This is a genomic window from Actinophytocola oryzae (assembly GCF_004364325.1).
Lineage (GTDB): Bacteria > Actinomycetota > Actinomycetes > Mycobacteriales > Pseudonocardiaceae > Actinophytocola > Actinophytocola oryzae.
On sequence record NZ_SOCP01000007.1, the window covers coordinates 1 to 14,759 of the forward strand.

Genomic DNA, 14,759 nt, shown 5'->3' on the forward strand with positions numbered 1-14,759 from the left:
GGGGCGGCCCAAGGGTGTGGTGGTCGAGCACCGGTCGCTCACCAACTACGTGGTGCGGTGCGCGACCGCCTACCCCAGCCTGCGGGGTGCCACGCCGGCACACGCGTCGGTGGGATTCGACGCGGGCGTGACCGGGCTCTTCGGGGCGCTCACGGTCGGCGGATCGGTACACCTTGCCGCCTTCGACGACCGGTTGCCGCAACGGGGGGAGCGGGACGGTGTGTCGTACACCTTCCTGAAGGTCACCCCGGCGCACCTGTCGTTCGCGATGGACGCATTGCCCGAGGACTTCGGCCCGTCGGTGCAGTTGATGGTCGGCGGCGCGGCGGTGCAGGGCGCGGATCTGGCGCGCTGGCGGGCGTCCCACCCTGGTGTGTCGATCGTGAACCACTACGGCCCGACCGAGGTCACCGTCGGCTGCACCGACTATCCGGTCCCGGACGGAGATCTCGCGGACGGCCCGGTGCCCATCGGGAAGCCGATGACGAACATCCGGGCGTTCGTGCTGGACCGGTGGTTGTCCCCGGTGCCGCCGGGCGCGCCAGGCGAGCTGTACTTCGCTGGCCTCGGCGTGGCCCGGGGTTATCTGGGTCGCGCCGCGCTGACCGCCGACCGGTTCGTGGCGTGTCCGTTCGGCTCTGGTGAGCGGATGTACCGGACCGGGGACGTGGCCAGGTGGCGGCAGGACGGGAACCTGGAGTTCCTGGGGCGCGCCGACGACCAGGTGAAGATCCGCGGTTTCCGGGTCGAGCCCGGCGAGGTGACCAGTGTGCTCGCCGGCCACCGGTCGGTTGCCGAGAGCGTGGTCGTCGCCAGGGAGGACCGGCCGGGGGACGTGCGGCTGATCGCCTACGTCGTGCCGGCCGCGTCCGTGCGTACGTCGCAGGCGGACGCGATGACCGTCGCCGGTGACCTGACCACCGCGCTGCGGGCGTTCCTGAGCGAGCGCCTGCCCGACTACATGGTGCCCGCGGCCGTGGTGCTGCTGGACACGATGCCGTTGACGGCCAACGGCAAGGTCGACCGCGGGGCACTCCCGGCACCGGACTTCGCGGGCGCGGCGGGCGCGGGCACCGCGGGCAGTCCGAGGGAGGAACTGCTGTGCGCGTTGTTCGCCGAGGTGCTCGGGCTGCCGAGGGTCGGCGTCGACGACGACTTCTTCGCCCTGGGTGGTCACTCCCTCGCCGCGACCCGGCTCGTGGCGCGGCTGTGGGCGGCGGCAGGACTCGACCTGTCGGTGCGGTCGGTGTTCGAGTCACCGACGCCCGCGCTGCTCGCCGCGCGGACCGGCGGCGCGAGCCGTGACGACGACTTCGACGTGCTGCTCCCGCTGCGCACGTCCGGTGCGCTGCCGCCGCTGTTCTGCGTGCACCCCGTCATGGGGCTGAGCTGGTCGTACTCCCGGCTGCTCGCCCACCTTGATCCCCGCAGGCCGGTGTACGGACTGCAGGCCCGTGCCGTGCGTGACGCCGTCCGCACACCCCGCGGCATCGACGAGATGGCCGAGGACTACGCCGAGCGGATCCGGGAGATCCAGCCGCACGGGCCGTACGCGCTGCTCGGCTGGTCGTTCGGCGGGATCGTCGCACACGCCGTCGCCACGCGGCTCCAGGAGGCGGGTGACCGGGTCGCACTGCTCGCGCTGCTCGACACGCGAGTACCCACCGGTGCCGCAACGGAGATCACCGACAACGAGGACGAGATGATGGCCGCGAAGATGCGCCGTGCCGGCCTCGACGAGCGGGCGCTCGAGCGCTATCTGTCCACACTGGAGCCCCCGGTCCGGGAGCGCCTGGTGACGCGGGAACGGGCCATCGCCAGGGCCGCGCTGAACAACAACGCCCTGCTGCGTGGTTTCACGCCAGGGAAGTGCGACGGCGACGTGGTGTTCTTCACGGCGGGCGACGACCAGGACGTGGCGAACGCCTGGCGCGGGCACGTCGGCGGCGCCGTGCACAACCACGCCGTGCCCTGCGCGCACCGCGACATGTTGACACCCGAGCCCGCCGCACTGATCGCCAGGGTCGTCGAGGACCACCTGGCGACACCACACGGATGGGGAGACCCTGCCGACCGGACACGGCCGGCGGGCGGAACGAGCACCGACAAGGGGAAGGGGCGGATCTGATGACGACTGTGGAGTTCCGGCCGTGGCCGATCGCGGGCGACCGCACACCGACGACGTACGGCGAGGTGATCGACGCCTACTTCGACGGCGCGTGCCGGACACTCGCACTGCCCGAGGACCACATCGTCCCGCACGCCCGGTCACTGACCTCGGTACTCGGCGCGTGGGCGCAGGCGCCGATCGAGAGCCTCGCCGACTACTACTCGTGGGTCGCCAACAACGGCGCGCCGCTCGAGTTCTCCGCCGCCTTCTCCGCCGCGGGAGTGCAGGCGTTCCGGGTGTTACTCGAGGTGCGGCGGCAGGACCCGACACCCAGGGCCGTCCAGGCGGAGGGGCACGCGTTCACCCGGCGGCTCGCCACGGAGTTCGGTGTGTACCTCGGCCGGTTCCTGGAGATCGAGGACCTGTTCCTCGGCGACCGCGACCCGGCGGGCCCGTTCTCGGTGATGCACGCGGTGGCGTTGTCCGCGGTCGGTGAGCCGCCGCTGTTCAAGATGTACCTCAACCCCGGCGTGACCGGTCGTTCGCCTGCCGGGGTCACCGAGGAGGCGTTGCGCAGGCTGGGTCTCGCCGACGCCTGGGCCGCCGTCGTGGACCACTTCGGCGGCGCCGACATGAACGCCCCCGAGCACGAGGTGGCCCTGGTCGGCCTCGACCTGACGTCGTCGGCCGACGCCCGTGTGAAGGTCTACCTGCGCCACACCGGGGTGGGTGCCGAGCGCATCGACCGGGCCGCCGCCGTCGCGGCCGACCACAAGGACGGCGTGTTCGCGGAGATCATCGAGGCGATCGGCGGCGGTGTGGACGCCACCGGCTGGGAGAAGGCACCCATGACCTGCCTGGCGTTCCGGTCCCGGCGGGACGTGCCGTCCTCGGCCACGCTGTACACCCCGCTCGACCCGAACCTGGCCAACGACGAGGTGTCGGCCGCCCGGGTCATGCACCTGATGCGCATGGCCGGCGTCGACCCCGGCGTCTACGAGACGGCGGTCTCGGCGATCTGCGGCGACCGGCGCGACCGGCTCCGCAGGCTCAGCTGGGTCGGCTACAAGCATCCCGCCGACCCGGTGTGCACCCTGTACGCCGGCCTGAACAGTCCCGGCCGGGAGCCGGTGGACTGAACCGCGGCGACAAGAGGGGGACCACATGCGAGAGCCGATGGGCGGCGCGGTGGCGCCGGTGGACTCGGGCCGGTTCCGTGCGCTGATGGCGACGTTCCCCACCGGCGTCGCCGTCGTCACCGCGACCGAGGTGGACGGTTCGCCCCGGGGCATGACGTGTTCCTCGGTGTGCAGTGTCTCGGTACGGCCACCCACCCTGCTGGTCTGCCTGCGCGAGGGCAGCCCCACCCTCTCGGCCGTGCTCGGGCTGGCGGGGTTCGCGGTGAACCTGCTGCACGACGAGGCGAGGCCGGTGGCCGAACTGTTCGCCTCCGGCGATCCGGACCGGTTCGACCGGGTCGGCTGGGCGCGGGACCCGTCGTTCGCCGGGCCGCACCTCGTCGACGACGCCCACACCATCGCCGACTGCCGCGTCACGCGGACCGTGCGGGTCGGCGACCACGCCGTCGTGTTCGGCGAGGTGCACCGGCTGGACCTGCCGACGGCCTCGCCGCCGCGACCGCTGCTGTACGGCCTGCGCCGGTACTGGGCCGTCGGCCAGCCGCGCTCCGAAACCTGACCGCCGCACGCCGACAGCGAGGGAGTCACAGTGTCCGACGAGACGTCGTGGGTGTCGGAGGAGACCTCCGAGCCGCGCTGGCGGGTCGTGGGAGGCTACGTCGTGCTGGCCGTGGTGCCCGCCGTCGTCTCCGTCGTACTGCTCGGCCGGTTGCGTGGCGGCCCGGTGCACCAGACGGAGCCTGTCCCGCACGTCGCGGTGGCGGTGCCCGTCTACCAGGCGTTGTTCGGTATCGCACTGATCATGGCCGGGTCCCACGCGATGGGCGCGCTGCTGGCCGCGCTCCGACAGCCCCGGGTGATCGGCGAGATCGCCGCGGGCCTGCTGCTCGGCCCCTCGGTACTCGGCGTGGTGGCACCCGGCCTGCTGCACGCGCTGTGGACGTCGGACATGATTGCGTTCCTGTCGCTGCTTGCGCAGCTGGGCGTGGTGTTCTTCATGTTCCTCGTCGGCCGGGACACGCCGTTCTCACTGCTGAGGAACGGTGCCGTTCGCGCGCTGGTGTCGGGACACGCGACGATCGCGCTGCCGTTCCTGTCCGGTGTGGTAATCGCGTCGACGATGCTGGCCGGGTACCGCCAGCAGACGGTGTCGCCGCTGGCGTTCGTGATGTTCTGTGGCATCGGGCTGAGTATCACGGCGTTCCCCGTGCTGGCGAGGATCCTCAGCGACCGAGGCCTGCGCGACACCAGGGTCGGTGTGCTCGGCATGGCGACGGCCGGTGTGGCCGACGTCAGCGGGTGGTGCGTGCTCGCCCTCATCGTGGCGATCGCCCGAGGCAACTCGACAGTGGACGCGCTGCGCACCGTCGGCCTGACGGTCTGTTTCGCGGCGGCGATGTGGTGGCTCGTGCGGCCTGCGCTGGCCAGGCTGTCCGACCGTGCCGGGGACTCACGGGGCTGGCTGACGATCGTCATGATGACAGTGCTCCTGTGTTCCGCCGCGATCACCCAGGCGATCGGCGTCCAGGCCATCTTCGGCGCGTTCCTGGCCGGTGTGATCGCGCCGAGATCCCGGTCGGTCACCGAGTTCGCCTACCGCCTGGAGGGCCCGACCACGTGGTTCCTGATGCCACTGTTCTTCGCGGTCACCGGTATCCAGGTCAGCCTCGGTACCCTCGGCAGCGGCGCGAACTGGCTGGTGATCGTGGTGCTTGTCGCGGTCGCCATGGCGGCGAAGCTGGTTGCCGGAGCGGCCTCGGCACGCGTGACCGGAATGGACGGACGGTCCTCACTCGGCCTCGGCGTGATGATGACCTGCCGGGGCATGACGGAGCTCATCGTCCTCCAACTCGGCCTTTCCCTGGGGATCATCTCGGGTGACCTGTACGTCATGCTGCTGGTGATGGCATTGGTCACCACGGCTCTCACCGGCCCGCTACTCGGCTACCTGCTGCCGAGGAGCCGGGAAACCGCGGCTCTCCACGCACCCGTCCACACAGGACAGTGAGGCCGAAGGGCGCCGACCGGCCGTCTCGCCGGTCCGTTCAGTCGGGACCAGGACGGGACCGTACTCCCACGAAACCGGGACCTCGGGACGCATAGGTTCGCGGAAGGCCGGGGACGAGCGCGTGCTCGCCTCGGCGAGGGAGAGGCAATGAGTTCACGGGTGGCTGTCGTCGGCGCGGGTATCGGCGGTCTCGCCGTGGCCGGTGCCCTGCTGCGCAAGGGTTTCCAAGTCGACGTCTACGAGCAGGCCGCCGCGTTGCGCGACGTCGGTGCCGGTATGCACCTGGGCTGCAACGGCAGCAGAATCCTCCGGCGCTGGGGCTTCGGGGCCTGGTTGGACCGCGCCGGGGTCCGGCCCGTCGCGCTGGAGGTACGCGCCTGGGACGACGGCAGGACGCTCAATCGCCAGGTGATGGGCGAGGACTGGGTCGCCGAGTTCGGCACCCCCTACCACACGATCCATCGTGCGGACCTGCAACGGATCCTGGTCGAGCACGCGGCAGGCGCACGGGTGCGGCTGAACCACCGGCTCACCGGGTTCACCGACCGCGGCGACGGCGTGCGCCTGAGCTTCGCCTCCGGCCGGACCGCGACGGCGGACGTGCTCGTCGGCGCCGACGGCATGCACTCGGTGGTGCGTGGCGCCGTCGCCGGACACGAGCGGCCCGTGTTCTCCGGTACCAGCGCGTTCCGCGGCATGGTGCCGGCCGGGAGCGTGCCGGACCTGCCGCCGGAGACGATGTTCCTGTGGGTGGGCGCGGGGGCACGCCTGTTGTGCTACCCCGTGAGCGGCGGCCGCTTCCTGACCTTCGTCGCCGTCGTCCCGGACCCGGGGAGTGGCACGGAGTCCTGGAGTTCCGAGGGCGACCCGGCGGAGCTCCAGGCTCTTTTCGAGAGGTGGCACCCGCACGCCCGCGCGCTCGTCGGTGCGGTGCGGGAGACGCGCCGGTGGGGCCTGTACGACCGGCAGCCGCTGGAGAGCTGGGGCACCGGCCGGGTCACGCTGCTCGGCGACGCGGCCCACCCGATGCTGCCCCACCACGGGCAGGGCGCCAACCAGGCGCTCGAGGACGCCGTGGCGCTCGCGCACTTCCTGCACACCGACGAACCCGGGGCCGGGCTTCGCCGGTACGAGGACCTCCGGCGCCCGCACACCGCCAGGGTGCAGCTCGGTTCGCGGGGGAGCGGCTCGCTCAGGGTGCGGCCGGGCGGAGGTGGCGAGCTGGCGTCGCTCGTGGAGGACACGTCCTGGATCCAGCGCTACGACGTCGAAGGGGTGTTGTTCGGCGAGGTCGTGGCGCGTTGAAGCCGAACGAGGAGGAGAGATCATCCATGTCGAACGAACTTGATCGCCGCGGCCTGCTACGGATGTCCGCGGGGGCCGCCGTGCTGGCCGCCGCGGGCATGGCCGGGCTCGCGCCAGGCTCGGCCGCGGCCGAGCCTGGCGCCAGGGGCACCGGCGCCGGGCTGCCGCCCGTGCCCGGTATGTCCGGGGACCGGCTGGCGAACGAACTGTGGTACCAGCTCGACGAGGCGACGCTGTACACACAGGACCCGGAGCTGAACGACGCCTATCTGGCCATGATGGACCACCTCGGCGGCGACCTCGAGAACGGGATGCTCGACGCCTGGAACTCGGTGGTCACCTCGCCGGACTACCCGGGTAACTACGCCGACCTGATGGCGCCGGTCCGCGGCGCGCTCCAGAAGCTGTCCGATGTGCAGGCGACCGTCTTCGACGCCTACTACCCGCGTCGCGACATCCGGCTCGCCGAGGCGTACGGCATGTTCGGCCAGGGTGTGCTGTTCGACCCGCGGCGGGCGCCGGTGAAGCAGGAGGTCCACACCATGGGCGGGAACCCGCCGCACGGCTACCACGTTTGGTTCGCCTACCTGCGCGCCATGATGGTGCTGGGCATCGACCGGGCGCGCTGGCGCGACATGGCCCCGTTCGTGGCCTACGGCTGGGCGGCCCAGTCCATCGCGAAGCCCGGCCAGCGGACGGTCAACCCCCCGCTGCCCGCCGCGACCATGCGCGGGCTGCGGCGGACCTGGCTGTGCCGGACCACCCGCCAGCTCGACCGGGACTTCCAGTCCTTCCCGTACCCGGCAGGGTCACCGGCCGCCTGAGCCGAGCACGACGAGAACAGGCCCGCCACCCCGGCGGGCCTGTTCTCGTCGCGTTCAGTCGGCGCGGGCGAACCGGCGGGTCGCCGCCATCAGCGCCACGGCCGCGATCAGCGCCACGATGCCGACCTCCAGCAGCACGGGCGGCGCCCAGCCCCACCACCTCGGCCCGACGGCGAGGCCACCGAGGTCGAGATCGCCGGGGAGCGTGCGCCGCAGCGCGTCGACGCCGTAGGTGAGCGGGTTCGCCAGTACCGCGGCGCCCAGCCACGTCGGCAGCCCGCCGACCGGGAACATCGCCCCGGACAGGAAGAGCATGGGCATCACGGCGATCCCGACGACGATCTGGAACGTGTCGATACGCCTGATCCGCACGGCGGCCAGCACGCCGATCGCGGTGAAGGCGAACGCCACCAGCGCGACCTCCAGCAGCCCGAGCAGCAGCTCCGGGCCGTACGGGATGCCCGCGTACCCGGCGACCAGCAGCACGAGCAGCCCGTAGACCGCACCCGTGGTGGCTCCGCCGAGGCAGAGCCCGCCCAGCAGCGCGCCGCGGCGGACGGGCGCGACGAGCATCTGCCGGAGGAACCCCGACTGCCGGTCCCAGACGATCGAGATGCCGACGGCCATCGCGGGTGACTGCACCGCCATCAGCAGCACGCCGGGGAACAGGTAGGCCCGGTAGTCCGCGCCACCGACCGTGCCGTTCAGGCCGGTGCCCAGGATGAGCAGGAACATCATCGGGGTGATCATCCCCATGAGGATCCGGACCTTGTTGCGACTGAACCGGATCCACTCCCGCTGCCACATGACCTTCACCGCCCGCAGCGTCCGGCCCTCGCCTGCCGTCAGCTCGGCCGTGCCCGGCGGGTGGGTGGTGGTGTCCGCGCCGGCCGTCGTGGTCATCGTCCACCTCTCCGGACAGCGGCGGTGAGGTCCGCCGGGTTCTCCGCCGACTCGCGGATGGTGCGGCCGGTGTAGTGCAGGAAGACGTCGTCGAGCGTCGGGGGCGTGACGGCCACCGACCGCACCGGCAGCCCGACCTCCGCGCACAGGCGCGGCACGAAGCCCGCGCCGTCGGTTACCCGCAGGTGCACGCCGTCCGGCTCCGCTGTCGCGGTCAGCCCGAAGCGGTCGCGCAGGATCCGGACCGTCTCGTGGTCGTCGCCGGTCCGCACGACCACGAGGTCGGCGCCGATGGTCGCCTTCAGCTCGGCGGGCGTGCCCGTCACGACCAGCCTGCCGCTGTCCAGGATGGCGAGCCGGTCGCAGTGCTCGGCCTCCTCGAGGTGGTGCGTGGTGAGGAAGACGGTGATGTCCCGCTCGGCACGCAGCCGGTGCAGGTGCGCCCAGATGGCGACCCGCGTCTGCGGGTCCAGCCCGGTGGTCGGCTCGTCGAGGAAGAGCACGCGCGGGGTGTGCAGCAGCCCCCTGGCGATCTCCAGCCGCCTGCGCATCCCGCCGGAGAACGTGCGGACCTCCTCGTCCGCGCGGTCGGTGAGCTCCACCAGTGCGAGTGCCCCGGTGATCGCGGCGCGGGCCACCCGGCGCGGCATGCCGAACAGCTCGGCCTGGAAGCGCAGGTTCTCCGCCGCGGTCAGGTCGACGTCCACGGTGGACTCCTGGAAGATGAGCCCGATCCGGCGGCGTACCGCGTCCGGTTCCCGGACCACGTCGTGCCCGGCGACCTCGGCCGTGCCGCCCGTCGGCCGCAGCAGCGTGCACAGCATGCCGATGGTGGTGCTCTTGCCCGCACCGTTGGGGCCGAGGAAGCCGAAGACCGTCCCCGTGGGGACGGTCAGGTCCAGCCCGGCCACGGCCTCTGCCGCGCCGTAGTGTTTTCGCAGCCCGCTGGTCTGGATGGCGGCGGTCACCGGCGCGTCCCGGCGTCGTGGCGGACGGTCATGGTCGCGCGGAACAGGGCCGTGTCCGCTGGTTCGCCGACGGGTTCGCCCGCCACCTCGAGCCAGGCGTGCGCCCGGAACGGCGCGGTGCGGATGCCGGTGCACCAGTCGGGCCACTGGCCGGACAGCCGGGTGAGCAACGCCGCGGCGACCGACCGCTGCAGGCAGCCCTGCCCTGCGCAGCGCGCGCTGACGCTGACGACGGCCTGCCGCGCGCGGAGTGCCCGCTCGGCGGTGGCGGGGCGGGCACCACGGCGGAGCACGGTGAGCATCAGCCGCAACCGGCGCGGCGGCAGCAGGATCAGCAGCCGCGCGAGCCCCACGGCCGCGCGTGCGGAGAGCGCGCGGCGCGGGCTCAGCCGGACGGTCTCCTCGGCGACGACCGGCATGGTCATGCCGTCACCACCAGTCCGGCGGCACGCAGGCTGCCGAGCAGCGCCCGAACGTCGGTGCGGACGCGCTCGGACAGCTCCGGCCTGCCCGCCACGAGCCGCGCCGCGGCGTCCTCCGGCGGGTGCCCGTCCAGCAGCAGCCGCAGGGTGGCCGCACCGGTCCGGTTCAACTGCCAGTACTTCCCGTCGCGCTCGTTGAGCAGCACCATGCCGTCCTCGGTCTCGGTGGCCGTGACGTCGCGTGCGAGGGCGAGGGTCATGGTGTTCCTCCTGCCGCGAAAGCGGGTTCCGGCGTGGCGCTCGGCGAACGCAACCAGCGCTCGCAGGCCAGCGTGTTCTCCAGCGGTGAGACCGCCTGGGTGGTCGGGCCGAGGTTCAGGAGCGCGGTCCGGAGAGCATCCGCGTCGACGAGGCCGAGCTCGGCGAGCCTGAGGTCGTCGCACAGGGCGACGAGCTCGTCGCGGTTGTGGCGCAGCCCGTCGTAGATCTCGGCGCTGAACTCGCCCTTGGTGCGCCTGCCGAGCAGCTCGTCCGGCACGATCCCGCGCATGGCGGCCGCCAGCACCGGCTTGTACAGCCCGCGCCCGCCGCGTTCGGCGAGACGGACCGACAGCGCGGCCTCGATCACCGGATCGTCCATGAGGGGTGCCTCGAACCGGACGCCGGTGGCGCGCACCGCGGCGTTCAGCTCACGGAGTGCACCGCCGTTCAGCACGACGAACTCGAGTGCCTGGTGGATGACCCGTTCCGGTGCCAGCGGCGCGGAATCGGCCGCGGCGACGATCGCGGCCCGCGCCGAGTCCCTGGCGGACGTTGTTACCCAGTGCGGCACTCGTGCACCACCGTGCCAGCCGAACGGGGCTTCGGAATAGTGCGCGGGCGGGTCGCCGAGCTGGTCCGCGCTCGCGCGCAGCGACCGCCCGAACGGCGTGTTGTCCGCCAGTGCCAGCAATGTCGACCGGAGCCCCCACCGGTTGACGTTGCGGGCCCGGCGGATGATCGGGATGCTGCGCAGTGGGTGGGCGCGCAAGCGTGAGTGCAGGTAGGCGGGCAGTGCGCCGAACAGCTCGTCGCCGCCGACGCCCAGCAGGTGCACGGCCGACCCCTCGGCCGCGACCGCCTTGGCCAGGTACTCCGTCCGGTCCCGGTTCGAGCTCCAGGTGAGGGGCCCTTCCGCGTCGTCGGTGTATTCGGCGTCCGGCCGGGCCGAGTACCGCCTCGGCCCGGCCGTCGGCGCCACGGACCGGTGCCGGGCGGACGGCAGTCTGCTCGTGGCGTACTCGGCCCAGCGCGTGTCGTCGTTCGCCTCGTCGAGCGGTTTCCAGTGGTGAGTGAGGAGGTTCATCCCCGTGTGGGCGGCGGCGAAGCACAGGCTGGTGGAGTCCATGCCGCCGGAGAGGTCGGCGCTGAGCAGCCGCTGGCCCCGGCCGCGGACCTCGACGGCGTCCAGCACCTCGGCACGCACCGCCTCGGCGGCGACGGCGGCGGGCACGTCGGGAGTGGGTGGCCGCCACCAGCGCACGGTGCGGGCGCCGCCGTCGGCGGTGAGCTCGAGCCAGTGTCCGACCGGCACCGGCTCGATCCCGGCCCACACGGTCGAAAGGCACAGTGGCCACGGTGCGCGGGGGACGATCAGCCGCAGTGTCAGCGCTTCCTCGTCCAGCTTCGCACCGGTGAACACGGTCAGCAGACCGGGATCCGTCGCGGCCACCGTCGTGCTCGCGACGGTGGTGTGGAAGATCTGACACGCGGTCGAAAGGGTGCCCCGCAGTCGCGTCCGGCCGTCGAAGGAGACCGCCAGGTGCGCGGCGCCGCGCACGGTGGCCGCCACCGCGTCGAGTTCCTGTGGTGACGCCGCCCTGGCGAGCGCGCGTTCGGCGGCCCCGGCGTCGAGCCGCGCACGACCGAGCAGGACCAGCCGCCGGGTCCCCGCGTCCACGACCATGATGTCCTCGTCCGCCCATTCGCCGACGATCCACGGCCGCCCGGACGGGTGCGTGATGCTTCGGGTGCCTCGCTTCCCGGCCGGCGCGGCGCCGGCCGCCCCGTCGGGGAAGAACAGAATTCGCATCTCTCCAGCTTCCGACACGGCTTCGGAAATTCTTTCGGCGTGCCCGCCCACGCGGGGCCACCGTGGTGGCGCCCCGCGTGAGCGTTCGCGATCAGCCCCAGATAGGGGTGTTCGCGTTGAAGTTGTCGATGTTCCCGCCCCAGGGGAGGCCCAGGGTCAACTCGGCGAAGTCGCCGACCTCGACCAGTGCGGGAGCCTCGTAAACGTCGTCGTGCTTCATGCTTGTTCCCCATCTCGTTGTGAACCGGAGGTGTGCGCGCCCACCTCGTCGAACGATTCCAACGTAGACGGCCTCAAGTCCCGGGAATGCGGGATTCCGGTCCCGACCGTGTCCCGAACCGCCGCCGCCCGCTCGGCAGTTGACCCGATTGTCTTGACAGCCACGGGAGTGGCGTAAACGATCGGTGACCGAAAGGGCAGCGGAATCCGGGGGAGTAACGAACATGTCGGAACTGAGTCGTCGGCGCGTGCTGAAATCAGGACTGGCCGCCACCGCGGCCGTCGGGGCGAGCGTCCTGTTGGCACCGGTCGCGCACGCGTCGGAATTTCCCGAGGTGCCGGGCATGCGCGGTGACCGCCGCGCCAACGAACTGTGGTACGCCTACGAGATGGAGTTCTCCTACGCGCCGTCGGCGGAGGTCGTGGCGGCCTACGGGGAACTGGACGCGGCCGCGCAGGGCTCGCCGCTGAGCCTGCTCGATCTCTACATCCAGACCCGCGAGCAGGGCACCTACCCGGAGTCCTATCTGGACCGGATCCGCCGCGCGCGGCACGCGTTCGAGGTGTTCTCCGTGGTGCAGCTCGATCTGTTCGACCGGTACTACCCGCGCGACGAGCGGGCACTGGCGTGGAGCTTCGTCCACATGGGAAACGGTGTCCTCTACGACCCGAGAATGCCGCACCCCAACGAGATACACATGATGACGATGGACAACACCTCGGCCGACGGCAAGACGACGACGTCCTGGCACTTCTGGCACGCGGTGAACCGTGGGCTCACCCTGCTGGGCATCGACCGGGCGCGCTGGAACCGCCTCGACCGGCTCGTGGGGCTGGGCTGGGAGGTCCAGTCGACCACGAAGCCGGCCGTCGGCCAGGTCAACCCGCCGATCGCCTGCCACACCGCCGAGCGGTTGATCCGCCGCTGGGAGTGCCGCACGCCGGGCGAGATGGACCGCGCCTTCCAGTCGTTCCCTTACCCCGCACCGTGATCGCGGGGTGTCAGGCGTCGCGGGATCGGAGCACCAGGTAGCCGCCGAGCAGGGCGAGCACCGTCCACCCGACCAGCACCAAGAGTCCCTGCCCCGGTCCCAGCGCGTCCTCGTTCGGCAGCACCCGGAACATCCGCGTGCCCGCCTGGTCCGGGAGGAACCGGGCCACGGACTTCAGCGCCTCGATGTTGCCGAGGATCGGCGAGACGATGAAGAGCAGCGGGATGAGGAGCGCGAGGGAGAGCACCGAGCTCCGCAGCATCGTCGCGACGCCGAGGGAGAACGCGCAGATCAGCACCATGTAGGCGGCCGCGCCGAGGACCGACCGCAACGCACCGGGATCGGTGATCGCCACGTTGTGCCCGTCGCCCAGTGCCGCCTGACCGGCGAAGAACGCCGCGAACGCGGTCACGAGGGAGACCAGCAGGGCCGGTGCGATAGTGGCGAGCAGCTTGGCGCCGTAGAGGACGCCGCGTCCCGGCACCGCGGCCAGCGACGAGAGGATCGACCCCGAGGTGTACTCGGCGCTCACCACCAGCACACCGAACGCCAGCAGGATGATCTGTCCGAACGCGAGGCCCGCGAAGCCGTTGTAGACCGGGTCGAACGTGCTGATCTGCTCCGGGGTCATCCTGGCGAACGCGCTCCGGTTGGCGTAGGAGATCCCGACGCTGATGCCCAGACTGACGACGAGGGTCATCGCGAGTGTCCACCGCGTCGACCGGACGGTCCTGATCTTGGTCCACTCGCTCAGCAGCACCGCCGTGTTCATCTCCGCCCCGCTTCCCGCGACTCGGCCCCACCGAGGAACTCGGCTGTGCCGGTGGTCAACCGCATGAACGCCTCCTCGAGCGACGCCGACCGGGTGCTGAGCTCGTCCAGCGGCACCCCGTGGTCCGCGGCCAGCGCGCTGATGCTCCTGGCGTCCGCGCCGGTGGCGGACAGGGTGCCGTCGGCCGCCTGCTCGACGGCGATCCCGGAGTCGCGGAGCAGGTCCAGCAGCCGCCGAGGCTCCGGGGTGGCGATGCGGACGAAGCCCTGCGCGTTGCCCTCGGTGAACTCGGCCATCGTGGTGTCGGCGAGCAGCCTGCCGCCGCCGATGACCACGAGATGGTCCGCGGTCAGCGCCATCTCCGCCATCAGGTGGCTGGAGACGAGCACGGTGCGGCCCTCCGAGGCGAACTGGCGCATGAGGTTGCGGATCCACCGGATGCCCTCCGGGTCGAGCCCGTTGACCGGTTCGTCGAAGAGCAGGATCGGCGGGTCCCCAAGCAGTGCCGCGGCGATGCCGAGCCGCTGGCCCATGCCGAGCGAGAACTCCCCGGCCCGCTTGCCTGCCACGCTTTCCAGCCCGACGATGCCGAGCACCTCGGCCACCCGCCCCCTCGGGATCCGGTTGCTCTGGGCGAGGCAGAGCAGGTGGTCGTGTGCGCTGCGGCCGGGGTGCACGGACCTGGTCTCGAGCAGCGCGCCGACCTGACGCAGCGGATCGGTGAGATCGCGGTAGTGGCTGCCGTCGATGAGGACCTCGCCGCCGGTGGGCCGGGTCAGGCCGAGAACCATGCGCAGTGTGGTGGACTTGCCCGCGCCGTTCGGGCCGAGGAACCCTGTCACCTGCCCGGGAACCACCCCGAAGGTCAGCCCGTCGACGACGGTCGCCGCGCCGTAGCGTTTCGTCAGGCCTCTGAGTTCGATCACCTGGCAACGATCCCGCGAACGGAGGGCCCGGCACATCGGAGGAGGAACCGAACTCCGGACTACGCCCAAAGTCGTAGACGGGGGCGTCAGGGTCGGCGCG

Annotated in this window: 15 protein-coding genes; 7 read left to right on the forward strand and 8 right to left on the reverse strand. The window is 71.8% G+C overall.

From position 1 onward, the window contains the following. The 6 genes from CLV71_RS20135 to CLV71_RS20160 form a co-directional block, all read left to right on the forward strand. Positions 1-2,128, forward strand: a 2,128-nt coding sequence (locus tag CLV71_RS20135; RefSeq protein ID WP_133904376.1) for an alpha/beta fold hydrolase, incomplete at its 5' end; no start/stop codon positions are given. Further along, positions 2,128-3,249: a tryptophan dimethylallyltransferase family protein gene (locus CLV71_RS20140; protein WP_166664174.1), complete on the forward strand. Its 1,122-nt coding sequence runs from the start codon at positions 2,128-2,130 to the stop codon at positions 3,247-3,249. The genes CLV71_RS20135 and CLV71_RS20140, both read left to right, overlap by 1 nt. A gap of 25 nt (positions 3,250-3,274) precedes the next feature. Continuing rightward, positions 3,275-3,808 (forward strand): flavin reductase family protein, encoded by a 534-nt coding sequence (locus CLV71_RS20145; protein ID WP_243866602.1) that lies wholly within the window; start codon positions 3,275-3,277, stop codon positions 3,806-3,808. Between the two features lie 30 nt (positions 3,809-3,838). Beyond that, on the forward strand, positions 3,839-5,257 hold the full coding sequence (locus tag CLV71_RS20150) for a cation:proton antiporter (RefSeq protein ID WP_133904378.1): 1,419 nt from the start codon (positions 3,839-3,841) through the stop codon (positions 5,255-5,257). 147 nt (positions 5,258-5,404) lie between these two features. Next, positions 5,405-6,562: an FAD-dependent monooxygenase gene (locus CLV71_RS20155; protein ID WP_133904379.1), complete on the forward strand. Its 1,158-nt coding sequence runs from the start codon at positions 5,405-5,407 to the stop codon at positions 6,560-6,562. Between the two features lie 26 nt (positions 6,563-6,588). Beyond that, complete coding sequence (locus CLV71_RS20160; RefSeq protein ID WP_133904380.1) at positions 6,589-7,386, forward strand: hypothetical protein; 798 nt, start codon at positions 6,589-6,591, stop codon at positions 7,384-7,386. A gap of 54 nt (positions 7,387-7,440) precedes the next feature. Here the strand turns inward: CLV71_RS20160 and CLV71_RS20165 are convergent, their stop codons facing one another. From CLV71_RS20165 to CLV71_RS20190, 6 genes are all read right to left on the reverse strand, one after another. Beyond that, positions 7,441-8,289, reverse strand: coding sequence for an ABC transporter permease (locus tag CLV71_RS20165; protein WP_133904381.1), 849 nt, complete (start codon positions 8,287-8,289; stop codon positions 7,441-7,443). Beyond that, the gene (locus CLV71_RS20170) at positions 8,286-9,257 is read right to left on the reverse strand and encodes an ATP-binding cassette domain-containing protein (RefSeq protein ID WP_133904382.1); all 972 of its coding nucleotides are present in this window, start codon (positions 9,255-9,257) and stop codon (positions 8,286-8,288) included. Before CLV71_RS20170 ends, CLV71_RS20165 begins: the two co-directional genes overlap by 4 nt. Beyond that, the gene (locus CLV71_RS20175) at positions 9,254-9,682 is read right to left on the reverse strand and encodes a lasso peptide biosynthesis B2 protein (protein ID WP_133904383.1); all 429 of its coding nucleotides are present in this window, start codon (positions 9,680-9,682) and stop codon (positions 9,254-9,256) included. Before CLV71_RS20175 ends, CLV71_RS20170 begins: the two co-directional genes overlap by 4 nt. Then, positions 9,679-9,939 (reverse strand): lasso peptide biosynthesis PqqD family chaperone, encoded by a 261-nt coding sequence (locus CLV71_RS20180; RefSeq protein WP_133904384.1) that lies wholly within the window; start codon positions 9,937-9,939, stop codon positions 9,679-9,681. The genes CLV71_RS20175 and CLV71_RS20180 overlap by 4 nt, the downstream gene beginning before the upstream one ends. Then, complete coding sequence (locus CLV71_RS20185; RefSeq protein ID WP_133904385.1) at positions 9,936-11,750, reverse strand: asparagine synthase-related protein; 1,815 nt, start codon at positions 11,748-11,750, stop codon at positions 9,936-9,938. Before CLV71_RS20185 ends, CLV71_RS20180 begins: the two co-directional genes overlap by 4 nt. 91 nt (positions 11,751-11,841) lie before the next feature. Continuing rightward, complete coding sequence (locus CLV71_RS20190; RefSeq protein WP_133904386.1) at positions 11,842-11,970, reverse strand: lasso RiPP family leader peptide-containing protein; 129 nt, start codon at positions 11,968-11,970, stop codon at positions 11,842-11,844. Positions 11,971-12,193: 223 nt separating this feature from the next. Between CLV71_RS20190 and CLV71_RS20195 the strand changes: the two genes are divergently transcribed. Beyond that, positions 12,194-12,961: a hypothetical protein gene (locus CLV71_RS20195; protein WP_133904387.1), complete on the forward strand. Its 768-nt coding sequence runs from the start codon at positions 12,194-12,196 to the stop codon at positions 12,959-12,961. 10 nt (positions 12,962-12,971) lie between these two features. Here CLV71_RS20195 and CLV71_RS20200 read toward each other — a convergent pair whose 3' ends face one another. Together CLV71_RS20200 and CLV71_RS20205 are read right to left on the reverse strand one after the other, a co-directional pair. Then, positions 12,972-13,733, reverse strand: a complete 762-nt coding sequence (locus tag CLV71_RS20200) for an ABC transporter permease subunit (protein WP_133904388.1) — start codon at positions 13,731-13,733, stop codon at positions 12,972-12,974. After that, positions 13,730-14,659 carry an ABC transporter ATP-binding protein gene (locus tag CLV71_RS20205; RefSeq protein WP_133904389.1) on the reverse strand — a complete coding sequence of 310 codons (930 nt, stop codon included), beginning with the start codon at positions 14,657-14,659 and terminating at the stop codon, positions 13,730-13,732. The genes CLV71_RS20200 and CLV71_RS20205 overlap by 4 nt, the downstream gene beginning before the upstream one ends. Between the last annotated feature and the right edge of the window lie 100 nt (positions 14,660-14,759).